This window comes from Lactobacillus corticis (genome assembly GCF_018327645.1).
GTDB classification, from domain to species: Bacteria; Bacillota; Bacilli; order Lactobacillales; family Lactobacillaceae; genus Lactobacillus; species Lactobacillus corticis.
Window position 1 is genome coordinate 129,073 of the sequence record NZ_BMAY01000001.1, and the last position, 20,587, is coordinate 149,659.

Here is a 20,587-nt window from a genome sequence, read left to right on the forward strand (position 1 = left end):
AAAGTGGAGCAAATTTTTACGTTAATTACTTGCTTGCCTTTTTAGCTGGCTTGCCTTCAGCTTCCAGCTTCTTGCCAAGGTCAATAATGAAGTTGCGCAAAGCATCCTTCGTTTCTGGGTGAGTTAAACCGTAGCCAATTGAGGTTTCCAAGTAGCCTTCCTTGTTACCAACATCATGCCGGTCACCCTTGAAGACGTGAGCAAAGACCCGTTGCGTCTTGTTCATCTTGTCGATCGCATCAGTCAACTGAATTTCGTTGCCTGCGCCTGGCTTCAAGTTAGCCAAGATTTCAAAGATTTCTGGAGTTAAAACATAACGACCGATAATAGCGTAATCACTTGGTGCATCTTCAATCGCAGGTTTTTCAACGAATGATTTAACGTTGATGAGGCCAGGTACGATTTCGCTTTCTGGTTCGATTACCCCATATTTAGAAACTTCTTCATGCGGCACCTTCATAACAGCAATGGTTGAAGCATGAGTTTCATCATAGCGGTCAATCAATTGCTTGGTTAAAGGTTCCTTATCGGTCATCAAGTCGTCACCCAACATTACGGCAAATGGTTCATTGCCGACAAAGCTGCGGGCCCGTAAAATGGCGTCCCCTAAGCCCTTTGGATGTGGTTGACGAGTGTAGTAAAGGTTAACCCCGAGGTTGGTAATTTCTTGGGTTAACTTCAAAAGCTTAATCTTGCCGGTTTCTTCCAAATCTTGTTCAAGTTCTGGGTTGGAGTCGAAGTGGTCTTCGATTGGTCGTTTACTTTTACCAGTAACGATTAAAATATCCTCAATCCCAGATTTCTTAGCTTCTTCAACAATAAATTGGATCGTTGGCTTATCAACGATTGGCAACATTTCCTTTGGCATCGCCTTGGTTGCTGGCAAAAACCGCGTACCCAGACCAGCTGCCGGAATAATAGCTTTTCTTACTTTCATATATTTATCTCACTTTCTTTAAATCCTACTCCTGTATTATCATACCAGATTTAGTGTTTTTTGGTAGCGCTTGCTCGTCTTCTTTGCCGAATTATGCCCGCCAGGCGTCCAGCCGAATAGGTCAAATCGCCTTGACGAATATTGACAAAGGCAGCATTGACTGCCGTACCAAATAATAACACCATCGCCGCCAAATTCATATATAGCATGAAAATAATAAAGGTGCCGACAATTCCATAGTTTTTCCAAGTCATATTAAAATGACGCAGGTAAAAACCAAATCCCCAAGATAGTGCTATCCATCCTAGCACTGTTACGCCGACTCCTGGCCAAATAACCCGCTTGGCAGGTCGAATATTGGGCAAAGCATAGTTTAAATAGTAAACCGCAATTACCATCAAAATAAAGACAATGTGGTAACGGTAGTATAAAAGGCGCCGCAACTCCCACAGACTAGTGCCTTTTATAAATGGTGCCAGCTGCTGGAAAATCTGCTGGCCAAAGATCAATGCTAGCGCCACCCCGGTAAAAATCACAATCATCAAAGTCGTTAAAACGACGGTAACTCCCCGTACCCACAGAAACTCCAGCATGCTCTGCTTTAACTCTGCACCATGAACTCCATATAGCCGGTTCATGCCGATCCGAATGCCGTTAACCAAACACGAAAACGACCAAATAGCCACAATAACACCAAAACTCAAAACGCCGTTACTTTTAGACGTCAAGAGCTGTTTCATGACGGGCACGACCATTTTGGCAATTTTAGCTGGAAAAACCAGCTGCACATAATCGGCAATGGGTTCGGTATTAATATTAAACAAGGGAAGCACGTTCCCGATGATAATGATAATCGGAAGCATCGAGAACAAAAGGTAATATGCGATCACAATCGCACTTTGGATAATTTCTCCTTGTGCCAGCGAAATTGATAAGGCCTTGAAAAAGCGATTGGCCTCGCGCCGGTGGTCCTTAGGAATAATCTTCATATAATAAAATCTTACCTTGCAGCTTTAGTCTTCCAGCTCGTCAAAGTGTGGCAAATACTTTTCATAGCCATCATAAGGCTTTTGCAAAGTCAAAATCTTCGGGCCGTCCTTGGTAATCGCAAAAGTATGTTCAAATTGGGCAGCCTTGGAGCCATCTGGCGTTGCGTAGTAAACCCAATCGTCGTTAGGATCGCTAACCGTCTTTTGGTCAATCTGCCACTGGCCGCCGGCTTCCACCATTGGTTCAACCGTAATGGTCATCCCTTCGCGCAGCCGCAAGCCGTGGCCGGCCTTGCCCCAATGCGGCACTTCTGGGTCTTCGTGAATCGTCGGCTGAATGCCGTGACCAACTAATTCCCGAACATCGCCATAACCGTTTTCGTCTTCAACATAATGTTGAATCACGGCACCGATATCTCCGATCCGATTGCCCAAAACAGCTTGGTCAATCCCCAGATACATGGCTTTTTCGGTAACTTCCATTAAACGCCGATCTTCATCTGAGATTTCACCAACGCCGTAAGTCGTGCAGGAGTCGGTTTCATAACCGTTTAAATTGCAAGTAACGTCAACTTTTACCAAGTCGCCATCCTTCAAAATCAAATCCTTGCGCGGAATCGCATGGGCAATTTCGTCATTAACCGAAATGCAAGTGCCATACTTATAGCCTTCAAAGCCTTGTTCAGACAAGCGGCCGCCCCGTTCTTTGACAAACTTTTGGGCAAACTCTTCGATTTCCCAAGTTGAAATGCCTGGTTTGATCACATCCCGCAAGCCTTCAAACATGGAAGCGAGCAAACGACCGGATGCTTGCATCCCTTTAAGTTCACGATTTGTTTTTATGGTAATCATAGCTAACTCCTTTTTCTACAATTGTATTCATAATACAATTACTCTCCATTATAACTTTTTCTAAAAGATCTATAAAGGCGAGCAAGCAAAGAAAAATTAGGATATAATGCAAGATAGACAAATTTAGACTAACTGAAAGGTCGGAAAAAAGTTCATGAAAGCAAGAATTGTCTATGCCAGCATGACTGGCAATGATGAAGATATGGCTGACATCTTGGAAGAAGACTTGCAAGATTATGGTTTCGACGTGGAAACCAGCGATATTGGCTTCACTGACCCCAGTGACTATTTGGAAAGCGACTTGTGCGTCTTGGTAACCTACACCTATGGCGAAGGCGTCATGACCGATGAGCTGCAAGACTTCTATGATGAAATGTCCGAACTGGACTTGACTGGCAAAAAATTTGCCGTCATGGGCAGCGGCGACAAGGTTTACGGAACGGCTTATTGCCAAAACGTCTTTGACTTCGAAAAGCTCTTCAAGAAATTAGGAGCAATCGAAGTAGCCAAGCCCGTAACGATTGAACAAAGCCCAGATGAAGCAGCGATTGCATTGATCGACGCCGCTGCCCAAGAAATGAACGACGCATTAAATGGCTAAAAGTGCAGATCAAAGACGGCGTGAATTGGGCGAACGCTTAAAAAACAGCAACAGCCGACTTTGGAGCTATATGTTTTTTGGCTTTATCGCCGCAGTGATCAATACGGTCCTCTTTATGATTTTTCGCCAAGTGCTAAAGGATTCGGTCTTCATCGCAAATACCGTGGCCTTTATCTTAAGCAACCTGGCCTCTTTCTATTTCAACAACAAAGCCGTTTTTACCACCAACGTCAACACCAATCGCAAATTATGGCAAAAGCTGGTGTCGTTTTTTACCTTTAGGATTATCAGCCTGCTCCCAGATACTTTTATTATGATGGTCGGGATTAAATGGCTCCACTGGAGTGCCTTTTGGGTAAAGATTATCGATCAGATCTTAGTTGGCATCTTCAACTACCTCACCACCAAGGCAGTCTTTCAAAAAAACGAACACAAGCTTTTGAAAAAAGTTCACGCTCGTATCCAAGACCACAAAAATAGCGCTTCTCTTAAATGAGAAACGCTTTTTTGCTTGCTTAATATAATTCAGCCACCTTGGCTTGGATATCAGCTTGGTTGATAAATTCATCATAAGTAGTATCAGCGCGGCTAATGGCGCCATTTGGTCCCAACTCAATAATCTGGTTGGCAATTGTTTGAATAAATTCATGGTCATGACTGGCAAACATGATTGATCCAGGATAGGCAATTAAAGCATTGTTCAAAGCCGTAATGGATTCCAAATCCAAATGGTTGGTTGGGTCATCCAGCAGCAGGACGTTAGCTTCTTCCAGCATTAAGCGCGACAATTGGCAGCGTACCTTTTCGCCACCCGACAAGACCTTGATCTGCTTATCAATTTCATCGCCGGAAAAGAGCATCCGGCCTAAAAAGCCCCGCAAGAAGGTATTATCATTCTGTTCTTCGGTCGCATATTGGCGCAGCCAGTCCAAAATACTCAATTCCAGGTTGTTAAAGCTGGCGTTCAAGTCTTTGGCCATGTAAGTTCGCGCAGTTGTTTGTCCCCAGGTGACCGTGCCGGAATCGGGCGTCAAGTCTCCCGCCAAAATCGCCAGCATCGCGGTTGGTGCTAAACTGTTGCGCGATAAAAAGGCCACCTTGTCGCCCGGACGTACGATAAAGGAAACGTCGTTTAAAATTACCTGGCCATCCAAGCTGTAAGAAACGTGGTCAACTTTGACCAAATCATTCCCCAACTCCCGATTCATGGCAAACTTCACAAATGGATACTTGCGCGAAGACGGCTTGATGTCGTCAAGGGTGATCTTCTCCAATTGCTTTTTACGCGAAGTAGCTTGTTTAGACTTCGAAGCATTGGCTGAGAAGCGGGCAATAAACTCTTGCAGCTCCTTGATTTTTTCTTCTTTCTTGGCATTTTGATTGGCAGCCAGCTCATTAGCTAATTGGCTGGATTCATACCAAAAGTCGTAATTGCCGACATAGAGCTGAATCTTGCCCCGGTCCACGTCGCACATCTGGGTGCAGACTTGATTTAAAAAGTGCCGGTCGTGGGAAACCACAATCACGATGTTAGGATAGTCAGCCAAAAAGTCTTCCAGCCAACTGATCGTATGCACGTCTAGTCCGTTAGTTGGTTCGTCCAAGAGCAAAATGTCGGGATTGCCAAACAGTGCTTGGGCCAGCAAAACCTTAACTTTCATGCTTTCAGGCAGGCTGGCCATTTGGGCGGTTTGTAATTCTTCGGGGATTTCCAAGGACTGGAGCAATTTAGCAGCGTCAGCTTCAGCATTCCAGCCGTCAAGTTCAGCAAATTTGCTTTCTAATTCTGCCGCCTTAACCCCATCTGCTTCGCCAAAATCAGGTTTGGCATATAAGGCATCCTTTTCCTGCATTACTTGGTAAAGCTGCTTGTGCCCCTGGATGACCGTTTCCATAACGGTAAAGTCATCAAAAGCAAAGTGGTCCTGGTTAAGACTGGACAAACGGTCATTTGGGTCAAAACTAATCGATCCGGTCGATGGTTCCAACTCCCCTGCCAACAATTTCAAGAAGGTTGACTTGCCGGCACCATTAGCTCCAATTACGCCGTAGCAATTTCCAGGCGTAAACTTCAGATTAACGTCTTCATAGAGGACGCGACCTGAAAAATTCAAACTTAAGTCAGAGATTGTTATCACGTAATTACCTCATAAATTATTTTTATAAAACTTGCAATCAAAGCAAGAGTATACCAGATCCAGCAATTTATGCAAAGAAAAACCCTGCCCTAAAGAGCAGAGTTAGAACTTTTTTAACGAAAATCAGCTGGCCGTACTCCTTGACCAAAATAAGAACTAATCGCGTCCATGATTCGCTCGCTGGCATGGCCGTCGCCGTACGGATTATGGGCATTGGCCATCTTGTCGTAAGCAGCTTGATCTTCTAAGAGCTCCAGCATGGCCCGGCGCACGCTTGCTTCTTCGGTGCCAACCAGCTTCAAAGTACCGGCTTCAACGCCTTCTGGCCGTTCCGTCGTATCACGCAGCACCAAGACCGGCTTACCCAAACTTGGGGCTTCTTCTTGCACGCCACCCGAGTCGGTCATGATAAAGTAGCTGCGTTTTGCCAAGTTATGGAAATCAACCACATCTAGCGGATCAATCAGGTGAATTCGCTCATCGCCGCCCAAGACTTCCTTCGCAACTGCTTGCACGCGCGGGGACAAGTGGACCGGGTAAATGATTTCCACATCTTGATGACTATCTACCACCTGCTTCATTACCTTGAAAACGCGGCGCATTGGTTCGCCTTGGTTTTCCCGTCGGTGCATGGTTACCAAAATTACCCGATGCCCCGGCTTGATTTGATCCAGCACATCGTGGTGGTAGTCCTGCTGCACCGTTTGTTCCAAGGCATCAATCGCCGTATTGCCCGTAACGTAAATATGTTCGGGATGATGGTTTTCCTTTAACAGATTTTCCTTGGATAAGTGCGTCGGGGCAAAATACAAGTCCGTTAAATCATCAGTCATCTGCCGATTCATTTCTTCTGGGTAAGGCGAATATTTGTTCCAGGTCCGGAGGCCTGCTTCAACGTGTCCCAGAGTTTTTTGCTGGTAAAAAGTAGCTAGTCCGGCTGCAAAACTAGTAGTTGTATCGCCGTGAACCAAGACGATGTCTGGATCTTCAGCCTGAATCACCTTGCCCAGATCGAGCAAGACTTTAGCCGTAATATCTGACAAAGTCTGGTTTTTGTGCATGATATTAAAGTCATAATCAGGTTTGATCTTAAAAATTTCCAGCACCTGATCCAGCATTTCGCGGTGCTGCGCCGTAACCACTGTCACTTCATCAAAGCGCGGATCAGCTTGCAGCTTCAATACTAATGGGGCCATTTTAATTGCTTCCGGCCGGGTCCCAAAGACCGTCATAACTTTGATTTTTGCCATAAAAAGCTCCTTACCGCAATCAAATTTTGCTATCATTAAGGATAGAGAATTCAGCGAGAAGAAACAAGACCGATTAAGGAGTTTTTACATGAATTTATCAATGTTGGTCCTCATGCTGGCCGCAGCTCTGATCATTGTCAGCACATTCTGTGTCGTCTTTGGTCTGGATACGCATCGATCAAAGAAAACGCGTAAATATCTGCTATTTACCGCTTTGATTTGTATCTTTATCTTGTGGGGGCTGATCAACTATATCTTGGCCCATCCATATTAAAAGCCCTGGTGCATTCGCACTAGGACTTTTTTCTACCCACCAATGATTTCTGCGGCATCCTCTTCCGTAAACTTAAATTCATCATCATCGGCAAGTTTATTTCGGAACAACTCGATCGTTTCTCGGACCTCTTTGGTCTTATATTCATAGTCAGCAGCAATCGGTGATTGATAATCAATGCTAGCTGCTAAGATCCGCTTAATCCAATATTGGGCATCCATTTGCCAAACGACCGAAGCTAATCCAGCTAATCCGGCAGTAACTCTTTTATCCAGCTCTGCCCTTGCACCTTGATCCTTAGCAAGCTTGGAGATTTCATCACGGTAGCTTTCGATAGCTGCCAACATCTTTTTTGGCGAATTCAAATCGCTCAATACAGCATTTGCAACTTCGCCCAGATCTCCTTGTTCAACATCAACCAAACCAGAAGCCTGAAAAACTTCATGTTGGCTTAAGAATTGCGCCTTAAAGGTTTTATGGCCCGCTATCAAATACTCAATCGTATCTAAAATCAGGCTGTCAGTTGTCTTGAGTAACATCATTTGCTCCTATAAAATTCTAGTTACAGCTTGCACCTTAAGTATAGCGCGTCGCACATCTGAACAGATAACTAAAAACATCAAAAAATAAAACCCACTGGACACCAGTGAGCTTTAGCATCTGAATGACCTCGGTGAGACTTGAACTCACGACGCATGGTTTAGGAAACCAACGCTCTATCCAGCTGAGCTACGAGGTCAATCCACAGATAACTTTACCAGATTTACGCACAATTTGCGAGTTAATATTGGGTCGCAAAGAAGCTTCTCGACCGATCGCCTTCCATTCGATCAGCTGCTTTGACAAACGGCAGCCAGATCAGAAGAGCAATCACCATATTAACTAAAACCAGGACAATAGCCCGCCAGTCGTAGTTGGTTGCTAGCCAGGCAGATAAAATTGACGGCATGATTGACGGCACCGCCACCTGCACTGGGTTTACCAGTCCCATCACACTGACGGCATATGCTACGGCAACATTGACCATTGGGGCCACGATAAAGGGAATCAAATAAACCGGATTGAAGACTACGGGCAGTCCAAACAGGATCGGTTCACCAATATTGAAAAAGCTTGGCGCAATTGCCACCTTAGCCACGGCCTGCAAATCAGTGCGTTTAGCAAATAGCAAGATTGCAATCACCAAAATCAAGGTACCGCCCGCCCCGCCGTACCAAGCAAAGACATCAAACGAGCTTCTCGTCCAAACATATGGCACCACCTTGCCATGCCGAGCGGCGGCAATGTTGGCGTTTTGGGCAGTCAGCCAAATGGAATCCAGCATTGGTGCTAGGACTGACAAGCCATTCAAGCCGAAGAAACTGAAAACCGAGATGAGGAAGGTCACTAAAAGGACAAAGCCAAAACCTTGGCCAATATTAACTAATGGCCTTTGAATGGTGTTCAACAGCCAGGTCCCAAAGTAGGTATGGAAAATGCTTTGGAACAGGTAATTTAAACCGCCCACCGTAATAATTGCAATCATCCCTGGCAGCAGCGATTCAAAGGCAGCCTGCTCGGAATGGAGCGTGGAAGAACTCAGCCGAATCACCAGCCGCGCCTGGTAGCACAGCAAGTAAATGGCAAAACCGATCCCGCCAAAGATAATGGCCGTAAAAATGCCGCTTGAATCAAGCTGCTTCAGATCAAAGGCTTGTTCAATGATGATGTGCTTGCTTTTTCCTAAGACGACATAGTTGGAAACGCTCATGGCAAAGGAAGCCAAGGAAATAATGGCTCCGGCTAAACGATTAGCTTCAAACGTTTTTGCCAGCTGGTATCCCAAGGCTAAAGCTAAATACACCGAAAACAGGGCAAAAGTCCCCCGCCACACCACATTTGAGATCGCCACCAGCGGCTGCATGAAGAAGGCAAAGGTTGTCCAGCCCAGTTGATTTTTTGCCACCTTAACCAAACTTGGCACGGCAACAGCCAGTGAGCCCGACATGGTGATTGGCAGCATGGAGATAAAAGCATTGCGGATTGCCACCAACCAGCGAATGCGCCCAATCGCGTTGGCCAGCGGCAAAAAATAATCTTCTAAGAATTTAACTAACCGATTCATTTCTTACCCTTCAAATAATGTGGATGATAGCCCTTATTTTTATTCTTGCGTTTGCCGTGCTTTTTCTTAGCTTTGGCAGACTCTTTTGTTGGCTGGGACTTGGCGATCGCCTTTTTCTCCGGCATCTTGGTAGATAATTTGCCGCCAGCGAAGTAAACTCTAACTAATTCTACGGATAATTCTTTCTTCAAATCGCGCAAGTCGTGGTCATCGCCTAGCGTAACCACAAAGCCTTCACTATTCATCCGGCCAACTCGCCCAGCCCGGTGGGTGTAAGTAACCTCGTCATTTGGTCGGTCAAAATTAATCACGTAGGTTAATCCCGGGATGTCCAAACCGCGTGCTGCCACGTCCGTTGCCAGCAAAAGCTTGCTTCGGCCTGTCCGCAGATCCTGCAGACTTTGGGCCCGCTTTTCCTTGCCAAAGTCATTAGTCAGCAGGCCAAACTTGGTCTTGGTATGACCCAAGATTCCCGCAAAACGCACCAGGGCTTTTTCAGAATCAAAAAACATGATGCCCTTAAAGTGTTGCAATTTCACCAGGCGCTGCACGGCATCGACCTTGTGGCGGTTGTCTACTTGCAAAAAGTAATGGGCAAGCGGCAATTTTTGTTCTTTTCTGACATCAATTAAGAAAAATGGCCGGTCAAAAATTTCTTCGGCTTTTTCGGTAATTTCTGATTCGGTGGCCCCAAACAGACAAATTTGGGCGTCAGCTGCAAGCTGCTGCCCTAAAGAAGCCAATAAATCAAGCTTGGCAAATTCCAACATGTCGTCGGCTTCATCTAAAACCATGGACTTGATCTGACTTGGCTTAACCCGCCCGGCAGAATAAAAGTCTAACAAACGCCCTGGCGTAGCCACTAATACTTCGGGGTGGTCTTTTTTCAAGCGCTCTTCTTGCCGTTTGCGGTTGCCGGCTCCGACTAAAGTCGCCCCATTGAGACCCATGGCGGCTAAAAAGGGATTTAACACGTGTCGGATTTGGACGGCTAATTCAGTCGTTGGTGCCAAGATCACGGCTTGGTTGGCAACCCCTGGTTTAATTGTTTCTAGCAGTGGCAAGGCATAAGCCAAGGTTTTACCCGTCCCGGTGCGGGCATAGGCAATCACATTATCGCCATTTTTGATACTGTCATAGACGCGCTCTTGAATCAAAGTCGGCTGCGTTTTATGTTGGGCGTGTAAAACACCCTGAATTTCTTCGGTATACATCATTGTGTCAGTTGTCCGTATCTTTCTTTATATTGCTGGGTCGTCCCCACATAAGTGTACATGGTAACGCCTTTGTTTAAATTGGTCACATTCTTAACGTGGCCATTGGTCGTATAACGCCAAAAAGCATATTGCATTTTATTTGGTGCATCCTTGGCCCCTGCCATAAATAGGGTTTTCTTAGGAAAATATTTGGCCGTTTGGAAACTCTCTTCCACCATGACCCGCTTGCCCAACTGCTGCAGTTTTTTGACAAATTTGGCCATCGAACGCAGGTATTGACTGCTATGGTCGTTTACGGCCGGCTCAATTAAAACTGGCAGGCTGCCAAGATTCCGGCCGGCCTTTTTCATTAAGTAGCGATAGTGCTGGCTGGCAGTTGATTCATTGCTATAACGGACAATGGTGCCGTAAGCCATTTTGGTCGACATCATACGTGAGCGGTAAGTCAAATAATCATCATCGAAATAAGACCGCCCCTGGGTGCTGACCAAATACACAAAACTAATCCCATTATTCTCCAATTGGCTAAGTTCAACCGAGCCATAATCTTGATCTAGGCGCACGCCAATTGTTGCCGTGGTTACGCCCGAAGGCTGCGAGGTTTCAGAGAAATAATTGTGAAAAGCATACAGCAAGCCACAGATCACGAGGATGAGGCAAATGATCAAAGCGGGCAAGGTATACCTATGGTGAAAACGTACTTTTGCCACAAACAAGCTCCTTCCTAGATATATATTGTAGCTAAAGTCTGATACTAGTCCAAGTACTGCTTTATTAAGTATAATAATTGCGATAACTATTTTTTAAGGAAAGTTGCTCATGAAACGAGAAATCTCATTTGGTCAAGCCCTTTCAACCGTCATTGGATCTGTTATTGGGGCTGGCGTCTTTTTCAAAATCGGTACCATCACCCAGCAAACCCAGTCAGGATCGATGACCCTCTTTGTGTGGATTGTGGCTGGGCTGATTTCAATTGCATCGGGGTTAACAATCTCGGAGATTGCGGCCAGCTTAAAAGTCAATGGGGCGATTGGCTACTTAAAACAAATTTACCACCCCGTCTTTGGCTTTCTTTTTGGCTGGGCGCAGATGATTGTTTATTTTCCGGCTCAAATTGGCGCCTTAAGTTCAATCTTCGGCGTTCAGTTTGCTTCGCTCTTTAACCTGCCAGCTCATTCTGCCACCTGGGTCAGCATCGCTTTGGTGGTCCTGCTCTTTGGCTTAAACATGCTCGGCACCAAGTTTTCTTCTAAAATGCAGCAGATTGTCACGGTGATTAAGATTATTCCAATTGTTTTGATCATTCTGGGTGGTTTGTTCTTTGCCCCCAAAACCAATCTCAGCTTTTGGCCAGTTGTAGCCGGAAGCGGCCTTTCCTGGACCGAAAGTTTTAGCAGCGGCCTGCTTTCTGCCTTATTTGCCTTCGAAGGTTGGATTATCGTCACCAACTTAGCCAACGAGGTCAAAAACCCCGAACGCGACCTGTCCCAAGCGATTATTCTGGGCCTGGCGGCAGTGACGGCGATTTATGTCCTGGTCAACTTTGCTTTCTTGGCCGTTTTGCCGTTAAAACAGCTTGCGGGTAATGACAATGCCGCCTTCCAAGCCTCGATGAAAATGTTTGGCAATTTGGGCGGCCGACTGGTAACCATCGGGATTTTGACCTCGGTTTATGGGGCGGTCAACGGCTTTTTACTGACCGGGATGCGGTCGCCATACATTTTAGCTAAGGAAAGGCTTCTGCCCTTCAGCGACAAAATCGGCAAAACCAACGTCAACACCGGTGTACCAGTCCTCGGCGCCATGATCGTGTCCGGCATTGCTATCGTTATGATTTTGCTGGGAAACTTTGATGTCTTAACCGACATGCTGGTCTTTGTCATGTGGACTTTCACCACCATGCTGGCCGTGGGCGTTGTCATCCTGCGCAAGCGCCAGCCGGATTTGCCGCGACCGTTTAAGGTGCCGCTTTACCCGCTCGTGCCCATTATTGCGATTTTGGGCGGGCTGTTCATCGTAATTTCGACTATCATCAACCAGTTTGCTTTGTCCCTAATCGGGATCGGTTTAACGCTGTTAGGTTTGCCGGTCTACTACTATCAGACTAGGAAAAAACCAACTGAAGAATAAGCGCAAAAAAGACCAGCGTCTCCTTTTGAGATGGTGGTCTTTGTGAATTAAGAGTTTAGTTAGAAAGCAAATGCCCCGTGTGATATTGGAACGACCCAAACAAAAGGTGAGGTATTTGCTAACTTATCATTACTAATATCTCCCTGTCTTGGTCGTTTTACCATATTTCCTCCCCTACAGGTTTAGAATCTTGCCAGTCCTCCAAATCTTCTGGCAAGCTATATTCCCCATGCCAGTCTTTAAGCAGATCTTTTAATGAAGTTGGCTCTTCTTTAGTTGGTGTGAAAGTTAAAGTCCCATTTTTAGAAATATTAAAATTGTATTCTGTACCAGCTTTTACTTTACTGAATTTAGGTATTGTGACTACTAAAGCATTACCTTGGATTCTTGCTTTTACGGTTGACATAAGATCACTCTCTTTCTTTATCACCATTATATAGAACTGCTTTTGAAATGGTGGTCTTTTTGGATTAAGATTTTAGTTGAAAAAACGGCTACGCAATTTCACACTTATTCAAAAAGTAATTGAGGAGTTTAGAAATGACAGAGTATCACATCGAACGAATTTTTGAAAACGACCAATTTAGACGCAAAGACCTGGAGGAACTGGTCAAAAAAGCTGGCATTCAGCTTGATAAAAACTTAGACTACACCTGCGGCGCCGTTGACGAAGAAGGCAAGCTAGTAGCTACCGGCTCGCTTTATCAAAACACGCTGCGCTGTTTGGCCGTTTTGCCCGAATATCAAGGTGAAGGCTTGCTCAATTTAATTGTGACCCACCTGATTGAAACTGAAACATCCCGCGGAAACTTCCATTTATTTGTCTACACCAAGCCCAAAGCGGCCAAATTTTTCAAGCAACTCGGCTTCTATGAGATTGCCGCCAATTCCCAATTGGTCTTTTTAGAAAATGAACGGACCGGCTTTAGCGATTATTTGACGGAATTAGCAGCTTCTTCCCCTGCTCCTGCTCCTAAAACTGCCGGAATCGTCATGAATGCCAATCCTTTTACCTTGGGCCACCAGTACCTCGTCCAACAGGCAGCAGAAAATAATGACCTGGTCCACCTCTTCGTGGTCAGTGAAGACAGCAGCTTTTTTGCCTTTAAAGACCGCTATCAATTGATTAAAGAAGGCGTCAGTCAATGGTCAAATGTCATTTTGCATGAAACCGGCCCCTATCTAATCAGCAGCGCTACTTTTCCTAGCTACTTCCAGCCGGATGATGATAGCGTTATTCAAAGCGAAGCCGGGACCGATGCGCAAATTTTTGGGCAAATCGCAGAAAAACTCGGAATTACTAAACGTTACGTCGGAACTGAACCGTTCAGTCACGTCACCCAGCTCTACAATCAAGAATTGCGCCAAGTGCTTGAACCTAAGGTTGAATTAGTCGAAGTTCCGCGGCTTAGCCAAGACGGCCAAGCAGTTAGTGCCTCAAAGGTCAGAGAACTCTTAAAAGCTGACAAATTGGCCGAAGCCGAAAAATTATTGCCCAAGGCTACTTGCGACTTTTTGCAGACGGCTGCTGGCCAGGCAGTTATTGAAAAACTAAAGCAAAGCGATTCCGTTGTCCATTATTAGCAAACAAAAAGGCTTGCCCGCTTAGGACAAGCCTTTTTTTGTTGATTTTGAATTGTTTACATTTAATTTTGGTATTCGGATGGTTTCAAAACGCCAACATAAGGCAAGTTACGATATAAGCCATCAAAGTCCATGCCATAACCAATTACGAATTCATTTGGACATTCATAACCCACAAATTCCGGTTCGATGTCGACCGTTCGCCGGGCTTTTTTGTCAAGCAAAACTGCACACTTGACGGACTTGGCCCCACGCTTCAGCAGCAGGTCCTTCATGAATTGCAGGGTTAAACCAGTATCCACAATGTCTTCCACAATTAACACGTCACGGTCTTTTACATCCTTGGACAAGTCATGTTCCACCACGATCTTGCCCGTTGATTCAGTTCCGCCATTGTAGCTTGAGACATCGATAAAGTCCAAGTCAGCCTTAACATCCATTTCACGGAAAAGGTCAGTTAAAAAGAAAACTGCGCCTTTCAATGCTCCAACTACGATTGGCCGCTTGCCCGCATAGGCTGCGGTTAATTCGCTACCCAAACGTTTGCAGGTGTCCGCAATTTCAGCTTCTGAGAACAGTTTGCGTTCCACAACTGAATTCAAGTTGTCACTATTCGCCATTGATATAATTCCTCTATCTCTTATATTACATTTACTTATGATCTGATTATAACATTAAGCAATCAAAAAAGCGCTATAAAAAGCGCCTTTTTGTTAATATTTATTCGTTTTCTGCAGTTGATTGGTCGGTTTTACCTGTAACAGGTTTTACAATGAACCAGCGCATGAAGCCTTGTTCAATGATTGCTAAGGTAAATTCATAACCTTCCAGTTCAACCTTTTCGCCTTTTTTCAAGTTCGGATAATGCTCCATCATGTACCCACCAATGGTAATAATGTCGCTATCTTGAAAACTCTGCAAATCGGCATGGAAATAACGTTCAAAATCGTAGAGCGTAGTCTTGCCCGAGACGTGAATGCGTCCTTGTTCGTCCTTGATGATATAGTCGTCAGAGACATCATCAATCTCATCCTTAACGGTCCCAAACAATTCTTCATAAATGTCTTTATCGGTAACGATACCGCTCGTGCCGCCGTATTCATCAACCACCAAAACCAAAGGGGTGTGTTTTTGAATCATCAGATGAAGAATATCTTGAATCGCCATCGATTCGGGCACGGTAATAATCGTCCGAATAATTCGCGTAACCGGTAACTTAGCGTCAGTTAAGCCTTGTTGAACAATATCGTAGGCATAAACATAGCCAACCACATCGTCTTTATCATTATCCCGCACTACGGGCAAACGACTGTAACCTTCATGCAGGTAAACTTCCAGTGCCTTGTGAATGCTGTCGGTTGCATCCAAAACGGTCAAGCGCGTCCGGTCAGTCATGATGTCTTTGGCAACTTTGTCATTTAATTCAAAGGCCCGTTCCATGTAAGTCAAGTCTTCTTTATCCAGGGAACCACCAGAAACCGCATTACGCGATAATTTGATGATTTCGGATTGGGAATAAACTTGATTTTCTTCGTCAGCGGGACTAAAGCCTAACAGTTTCAGAATGCCATTTGAACTAGTATTCAAAAGCCAAACAAAGGGATAAACAATCGTGTGAAAAGCCTGCAAGGGGTTAACAATGCCCATCAGCATTTTCACCGGCATATCAATGGCGACGTTTTTCGGAACTACTTCGGTCAAGACGACTTCTAAATAAGTCAAAATAACCACGCCTAAAATAGCAGAAACCGACTTCACCACCGATTCCGTCAAACCTGAAAGGCGCAACAAATCGCCAAAAATGGCAGCAAAGGTCTCAGCCGAGAACCAGCCCAAGACAACCCCAACTAAGGTTGTTCCCACCTGGGTCGTCGACAAATATTCGTTCAAATTATGCACCATGTGCAAGGCGCGCTTGAGCTTTTTTTCATTGCCTTGTTTTTGGGCCAACAAGTCTTCCAATTGGCTCGGACGCGTTTGCACTAAGGCAAACTCCGCCGCCACAAAAAAGGCAGCAACAATAAATATCAATAATGTAGCAACTAGATTAGTTACTATCTCACCAGTACTCAAATTTGATTCTCACCTTAAGCTATTTTGTTAACTTATAAATTGATTTCAAAGGCAAGCGCTTCGGAATAAACTTGGCGTCGTTAACTTCGGCTTTCTTATCTTCATAGCCGATCCCAATTGCCATCCCCACTGATTCATCTTCGGGAATTCCCGCATACTTTCTAACCAATTCTGGGTAGGCTACCAGCGAGTGGGCAGGCATTACCGCTAAACCTTTGTTTAGAGCTAGCAGCATAATGCTCTGGCCAAAAATCCCCAAGTCAAAGACTGACCAGGCAGGACTTTCCTTAGGAATTGTCAAGTAAATTACGCAAGGCGCATTAAACATTGTATTGTTAGAGTCATTGAATAATTCTAACTTATTATTGAAAAAGTAAGTCTGTGATGCCCCTAAATTAGCCATGTTTTGACTAGGAAAAGTATCCCAGTGCAAGGACAACATGGAGGCAAAGTCTTCATGTGCATGAGCGCCCTCTTGCACCATTGCTTCGTATTCTTTTCGCAGGTCTTGCAAAGCATCCCCCATTACGGCATATGCTCGCCAAGGTTGGGAATTAAGCAAGGAAGGAGAATTCTGGGCTGCCCGAATAATTTGAGCAATTGTTTTTTCATTCACCTTGCGATTTAAAAACTTACGTGTGACATGTTCACGTGCATACACATCTTCAAAATCCATGATCTCAGCTCTCTCCTAGATGTATAAAAATGAGTAAATTAATTCTCCGTCTGGTCTTTTTTGGCTTCCTTGGCAGCTTTCAGTTGGCGTCGATCACGCTTAATCATGCTCACTAGGGCTGCGATGGTCAAAGTTAACCCACCCAAACAGATCAACAGCAAACTTAGAGGAAACAGAAAAGTCCAGGCCGGCTTGAGGGCTTCGATCACCCAGCCGATAACGCCAGCAACCATTAGTAATATACCGATTATTACGATCGTAGTGCTAGGTCCGTCTTTTCTTTGTTTGACTGCCATTCTGATTCCTCCATTAAGTATAGCTAGTACCATTATATAAAAATTTTATGATTATTTCAAAATAGCTCTGACTTAAAATGAAATAAAAAATAATCAATCATCAGCTAATAAAAAAGACCCAAAAGTTACTAACTTTTAGGTCTCCCCTTGCGTTACCGTAAGGCAACTAATGCTGCTATGCGCAAGTTATTGCTAATTTTATTTTAAACCTGACCATTTCCATGAGGTAACTTCTGGCATGTCCTTACCATTGTCACGGATGTAAGCATGGTGCTTAGCAATCATGCGGTCCATTTCATCAATGAAGTCAGCTGACTTGTCACGCAAAGCCGGAATTTGTTCAATGGCATCCTTTGCTAAATCATAGCGATCCAAGTGGTTCAACACCCGCATGTCGAATGGCGTGGTAATGTCGCCATTTTCTTGGTAGCAGTGAATTGAAACATTGTAGCGTTTGCGAGCAAACCAGATTGATTCCATCATGGTCTTGTAACCATGCCAAGCAAAGATCGTCGGCACATCGCTTGGGAAGAGGCGATCAAATTCGGCTTGGGAAATGGCATTTGGATTATCCTTTGGTGCCATTAATTTCATCACATCGACCACATTGATGTAACGAATCTTCAATTCTGGGAACTTTTGGTGCAATAAATCAATTGCAGCCAAGGTTTCCATCGTTGGTTCCGTTTCGGTTGAAGCAAAGACAACATCTGGTTTTTGACCGTGGTCAGTTGAAGCCCAGTCAATGTAGCTTAAACCATGATCAACCAATTTAGTCGCTTCATCGGCTGAGAACCATTGTGGACGTGGTTGCTTGCTAGTTACCAAAATGTTGATGCATTCCCGGTCAGTAAAGGCCTTGTCGGCCACTGCCAAGAGCGTGTTGGTGTCGCTTGGCAAGTATTCATGAATCAGGTCCGGCCGATTCTTTTCAAACATGTGCGTCAAAATGCCGGGATCTTGGTGGGTGTAGCCGTTGTGGTCTTGTTGGAAGACCGTTGAGGTAGCGACAAAGTTCAATGCTGGGTAATCATGACGCCAGTATTGTTCCTTAGCCTTACGCAGCCACTTCATGTGTTGGGTCAACATGGAATCAACTACCCGGCCAAAGGCTTCATAAGTAGCAAAGAACCCGTGGCGACCGGTCAAAACATAGCCTTCCAAGAAGCCTTCATCTTGGTGTTCTGACAATTGCGAGTCGATCAAGCGACCGTGAGGAGCCAAATCTTCATCGTTTGGCGTATGGATTTCAGCTTCCCATTGACGCTTTTGCGAATCCAATAATTGGAAAAGCCGGTTAGACTTAGATTCATCAGGACCAAAACCACGGAAAGTCGTTGGGTTCAATTTGGCAACTTCATCCAAGTACTTAGCCCATTCAGCCATGTCTTGAGCTTCAACTGAACCTGGTTGGTCGAACTTTAAGCTGAATTTGCGCCAGTCTGGCAAGTTCAATCGCTTAGGATTCAAACCACCGTTGGTAATTGGGTTCATCGCCATGCGCTGGTCACCCTTTACCGTGTTTTCCAAGACGATTTCCTTTGGCGAACCATCTTCATTGAAGAGTTCTTCTGGATGGTAGCTCTTGAGCCAGTCAACCAGCATGTCTTGGTGTTCCATGGCATCTTGGGCAACTGGGATTGGAATTTGGTGAGCCCGGAAGCTGTTTTCAATTGGGTTCCCGTCCAAGTCTTCCTTCGGACCAGTCCAGCCCTTAGGACATTGGAAGATAATTACTGGCCAATGCTTTGGCGACTCATCGCCCTTTTCCCGGGCATCCTTTTGCAGGGACTTGATTTCGGCAATTACCGTATCCAAGGTTTTAGCCATTTCTTCGTGCATGGTCATGTGGTCCTTGAATTCGCCAAAACGGCCGTCCTTAAAGACTGAAACAAAGTATGGCTTCCAGCCTAAGCCTTCAAAGTATTTGGTCAATTCCTCATCGCTCATGCGTGAGAAAATAGTTGGATTGGAAATCTTGAACCCATTAACTTGAATAATCGGCAAAACTGCCCCATCAGTAACTGGGTTAATAAACTTGTTGGAGAACCAAGAAGCTGCCAAAGGGCCAGTTTCGCTTTCGCCGTCACCGATTTCAACGGCAGCAATCACATCGGGGTTGTCTAAAATTGCGCCAACGCCGTGTGACAAGGAATAACCTAATTCCCCGCCTTCATGAATTGAACCGGGAGTTTCGGGAGCAGCATGCGAAGCAACGCCGCCGGGGAAACTAAAGCGCTTGAAAAGTTTAGCCATGCCCTTTTCATCTTGGGTAATTTCCGGATAGCGTTCAGTATATGAACCGTCCAAGTATGAATTAGAAACCATTACCTGGCCACCATGACCAGAACCTTCAATATAGAACATGTTCAGGTCAAACTTCTTAATTGCCCGATTTAAGTGCGCATAAATAAAGTTTTGCGGCACAATCGTCCCCCAGTGGCCGATTGGCTTTGGCTTTACGTCTTTGGCTGCAAGTGGCCGTTTTAGTAAGGGATTATTCATCAAGAAGAGCTGGCCAACTGATAAATAATTAGCAGCTCGCCAATAAGCGTCAACACTCTTTAAGTAGTCTTTTGAGTCATAGTCAACTGTCGTCATAGGAATCTCCTTTTTTCAAACAACTCATTCGATTTACCTTTAGTATAACCTTTTCGATTTTTGGATTCAACTAATTTTTGAATTGGAACCTACCAATTTAAAAAGAAAGAAAAAAAGAAGCCTAACCTTAGTTAGTCTTCTTTCAACTTATCCGCAAAACTGCGTTCAACCAGGCCATACATCATGATTTGCTGCCAGTCGCGCCATAAGCCGCCATCCCGCTCAAGAGTCTGCTGATGCGCGCCGGCATATTCTTCCAAAGCCGTCAGCATCGTAATGATGCTTTCGTTAGCAGCATTAGTCTTGATCACACCGGCTTGGCGCTGCTTATCCAAAAATTGCCGCCAAATGGTTAATTGGGCCGTGCGAAAATATTCGTTTAAAACTTGGTCCTGCCGCACATACAAAATTATTTCCTGCAAAACCGCTGATGAACATTCACGGTGGGCTCTTTTAAAAAATGGCTCGTGGCGCCGGAGAACCACTTCCAGCTTCTCTCGCTTGGCCAGAAAAAGTTCAAATTTATGCTGCTCATCATCAATTGCTGACATGATCGCTGCTCGAATCACCGCTTTTTTATCTTGAAACATCTTATACATGGTGACATAAGAGATGCCTGATAATTCCGCTATTTGCCGCACATTAGTATTTTTTATACCCTGCTTTTTAATTAGTTCTTTGGCTGCTTGGATGATTTTTGCGCGATTGGCAGCCTTTTTAGCTTCACGTTTCATCAAATCACCTATTTTCTCGACTATTGAAATCAACTATAACACGCAGATAAAAGTTTAACAAGAAATAAAAAAGTTTAACTTTTATGTTGACAGTGCCAAATTTCCTGCTATGATAAGTTTAACAATTTTGG

General features: G+C 44.8%; 21 protein-coding genes and 1 tRNA gene. 5 read left to right on the forward strand and 17 right to left on the reverse strand.

The window, feature by feature from the left end:
* Positions 1-25: 25 nt before the first annotated feature.
* From galU to map, 3 genes are read right to left on the reverse strand one after another with little or no spacing between them, the layout of a single operon-like run.
* A complete protein-coding gene (gene galU / locus KI210_RS00590) occupies positions 26-937 on the reverse strand; it encodes a UTP--glucose-1-phosphate uridylyltransferase GalU (protein WP_212779951.1) in 912 nt (303 codons plus the stop codon).
* Positions 938-987: 50 nt separating this feature from the next.
* The gene (locus tag KI210_RS00595; protein WP_212779952.1) at positions 988-1,926 is read right to left on the reverse strand and encodes a YihY/virulence factor BrkB family protein; all 939 of its coding nucleotides are present in this window, start codon (positions 1,924-1,926) and stop codon (positions 988-990) included.
* 24 nt (positions 1,927-1,950) lie between these two features.
* Entirely contained in the window at positions 1,951-2,778 is an 828-nt protein-coding gene (gene map, locus KI210_RS00600) for a type I methionyl aminopeptidase (RefSeq protein ID WP_212779953.1), read from the reverse strand.
* A gap of 154 nt (positions 2,779-2,932) precedes the next feature.
* Between map and KI210_RS00605 the strand changes: the two genes are divergently transcribed.
* Together KI210_RS00605 and KI210_RS00610 are read left to right on the forward strand one after the other, a co-directional pair.
* Positions 2,933-3,379: a flavodoxin domain-containing protein gene (locus KI210_RS00605; protein ID WP_212779954.1), complete on the forward strand. Its 447-nt coding sequence runs from the start codon at positions 2,933-2,935 to the stop codon at positions 3,377-3,379.
* Positions 3,372-3,875 (forward strand): GtrA family protein, encoded by a 504-nt coding sequence (locus KI210_RS00610; protein ID WP_212779955.1) that lies wholly within the window; start codon positions 3,372-3,374, stop codon positions 3,873-3,875. The genes KI210_RS00605 and KI210_RS00610 overlap by 8 nt, the downstream gene beginning before the upstream one ends.
* 19 nt (positions 3,876-3,894) lie before the next feature.
* Here KI210_RS00610 and KI210_RS00615 read toward each other — a convergent pair whose 3' ends face one another.
* Together KI210_RS00615 and wecB are read right to left on the reverse strand one after the other, a co-directional pair.
* On the reverse strand, positions 3,895-5,517 hold the full coding sequence (locus tag KI210_RS00615) for an ABC-F family ATP-binding cassette domain-containing protein (RefSeq protein WP_212779956.1): 1,623 nt from the start codon (positions 5,515-5,517) through the stop codon (positions 3,895-3,897).
* Between the two features lie 113 nt (positions 5,518-5,630).
* Positions 5,631-6,767 (reverse strand): non-hydrolyzing UDP-N-acetylglucosamine 2-epimerase, encoded by a 1,137-nt coding sequence (gene wecB, locus KI210_RS00620; protein ID WP_212779957.1) that lies wholly within the window; start codon positions 6,765-6,767, stop codon positions 5,631-5,633.
* Between the two features lie 88 nt (positions 6,768-6,855).
* Between wecB and KI210_RS00625 the strand changes: the two genes are divergently transcribed.
* Positions 6,856-7,041, forward strand: coding sequence for a hypothetical protein (locus KI210_RS00625; protein WP_212779958.1), 186 nt, complete (start codon positions 6,856-6,858; stop codon positions 7,039-7,041).
* Positions 7,042-7,073: 32 nt separating this feature from the next.
* On the opposite strand, the gene KI210_RS00630 is transcribed toward KI210_RS00625, so the two are convergent.
* From KI210_RS00630 to KI210_RS00650, 5 genes are all read right to left on the reverse strand, one after another.
* Positions 7,074-7,580, reverse strand: coding sequence for a hypothetical protein (locus tag KI210_RS00630; RefSeq protein ID WP_212779959.1), 507 nt, complete (start codon positions 7,578-7,580; stop codon positions 7,074-7,076).
* Between the two features lie 126 nt (positions 7,581-7,706).
* Positions 7,707-7,780, reverse strand: a tRNA-Arg gene (locus tag KI210_RS00635).
* 42 nt (positions 7,781-7,822) lie between these two features.
* Entirely contained in the window at positions 7,823-9,145 is a 1,323-nt protein-coding gene (locus KI210_RS00640; RefSeq protein ID WP_212779960.1) for a PTS sugar transporter subunit IIC, read from the reverse strand.
* Positions 9,142-10,359 carry a DEAD/DEAH box helicase gene (locus KI210_RS00645; protein WP_212780081.1) on the reverse strand — a complete coding sequence of 406 codons (1,218 nt, stop codon included), beginning with the start codon at positions 10,357-10,359 and terminating at the stop codon, positions 9,142-9,144. The genes KI210_RS00640 and KI210_RS00645 overlap by 4 nt, the downstream gene beginning before the upstream one ends.
* Positions 10,359-11,072, reverse strand: a complete 714-nt coding sequence (locus KI210_RS00650; RefSeq protein WP_212779961.1) for a GH25 family lysozyme — start codon at positions 11,070-11,072, stop codon at positions 10,359-10,361. Before KI210_RS00650 ends, KI210_RS00645 begins: the two co-directional genes overlap by 1 nt.
* Positions 11,073-11,181: 109 nt before the next feature.
* Between KI210_RS00650 and KI210_RS00655 the strand changes: the two genes are divergently transcribed.
* Positions 11,182-12,492 (forward strand): APC family permease, encoded by a 1,311-nt coding sequence (locus KI210_RS00655; protein ID WP_212779962.1) that lies wholly within the window; start codon positions 11,182-11,184, stop codon positions 12,490-12,492.
* A gap of 157 nt (positions 12,493-12,649) precedes the next feature.
* Here the strand turns inward: KI210_RS00655 and mazE are convergent, their stop codons facing one another.
* Positions 12,650-12,898, reverse strand: a complete 249-nt coding sequence (gene mazE, locus KI210_RS00660) for a type II toxin-antitoxin system PemI/MazE family antitoxin (protein WP_212779963.1) — start codon at positions 12,896-12,898, stop codon at positions 12,650-12,652.
* Between the two features lie 134 nt (positions 12,899-13,032).
* Between mazE and citC the strand changes: the two genes are divergently transcribed.
* Positions 13,033-14,076, forward strand: coding sequence for a [citrate (pro-3S)-lyase] ligase (gene citC, locus KI210_RS00665; protein ID WP_212779964.1), 1,044 nt, complete (start codon positions 13,033-13,035; stop codon positions 14,074-14,076).
* 62 nt (positions 14,077-14,138) lie between these two features.
* Here the strand turns inward: citC and hpt are convergent, their stop codons facing one another.
* From hpt to KI210_RS00695, 6 genes are all read right to left on the reverse strand, one after another.
* The gene (gene hpt, locus KI210_RS00670) at positions 14,139-14,696 is read right to left on the reverse strand and encodes a hypoxanthine phosphoribosyltransferase (RefSeq protein WP_212779965.1); all 558 of its coding nucleotides are present in this window, start codon (positions 14,694-14,696) and stop codon (positions 14,139-14,141) included.
* 100 nt (positions 14,697-14,796) lie between these two features.
* On the reverse strand, positions 14,797-16,149 hold the full coding sequence (locus KI210_RS00675) for a hemolysin family protein (RefSeq protein WP_212779966.1): 1,353 nt from the start codon (positions 16,147-16,149) through the stop codon (positions 14,797-14,799).
* Positions 16,150-16,168: 19 nt separating this feature from the next.
* Positions 16,169-16,825, reverse strand: a complete 657-nt coding sequence (locus KI210_RS00680; RefSeq protein ID WP_212779967.1) for a nitroreductase — start codon at positions 16,823-16,825, stop codon at positions 16,169-16,171.
* Positions 16,826-16,863: 38 nt separating this feature from the next.
* A complete protein-coding gene (locus KI210_RS00685) occupies positions 16,864-17,121 on the reverse strand; it encodes a hypothetical protein (protein WP_212779968.1) in 258 nt (85 codons plus the stop codon).
* Positions 17,122-17,319: 198 nt separating this feature from the next.
* Positions 17,320-19,722, reverse strand: coding sequence for a phosphoketolase family protein (locus KI210_RS00690; protein WP_212779969.1), 2,403 nt, complete (start codon positions 19,720-19,722; stop codon positions 17,320-17,322).
* A 131-nt stretch (positions 19,723-19,853) separates the two neighbouring features.
* The gene (locus tag KI210_RS00695) at positions 19,854-20,456 is read right to left on the reverse strand and encodes a TetR/AcrR family transcriptional regulator (protein WP_212779970.1); all 603 of its coding nucleotides are present in this window, start codon (positions 20,454-20,456) and stop codon (positions 19,854-19,856) included.
* Between the last annotated feature and the right edge of the window lie 131 nt (positions 20,457-20,587).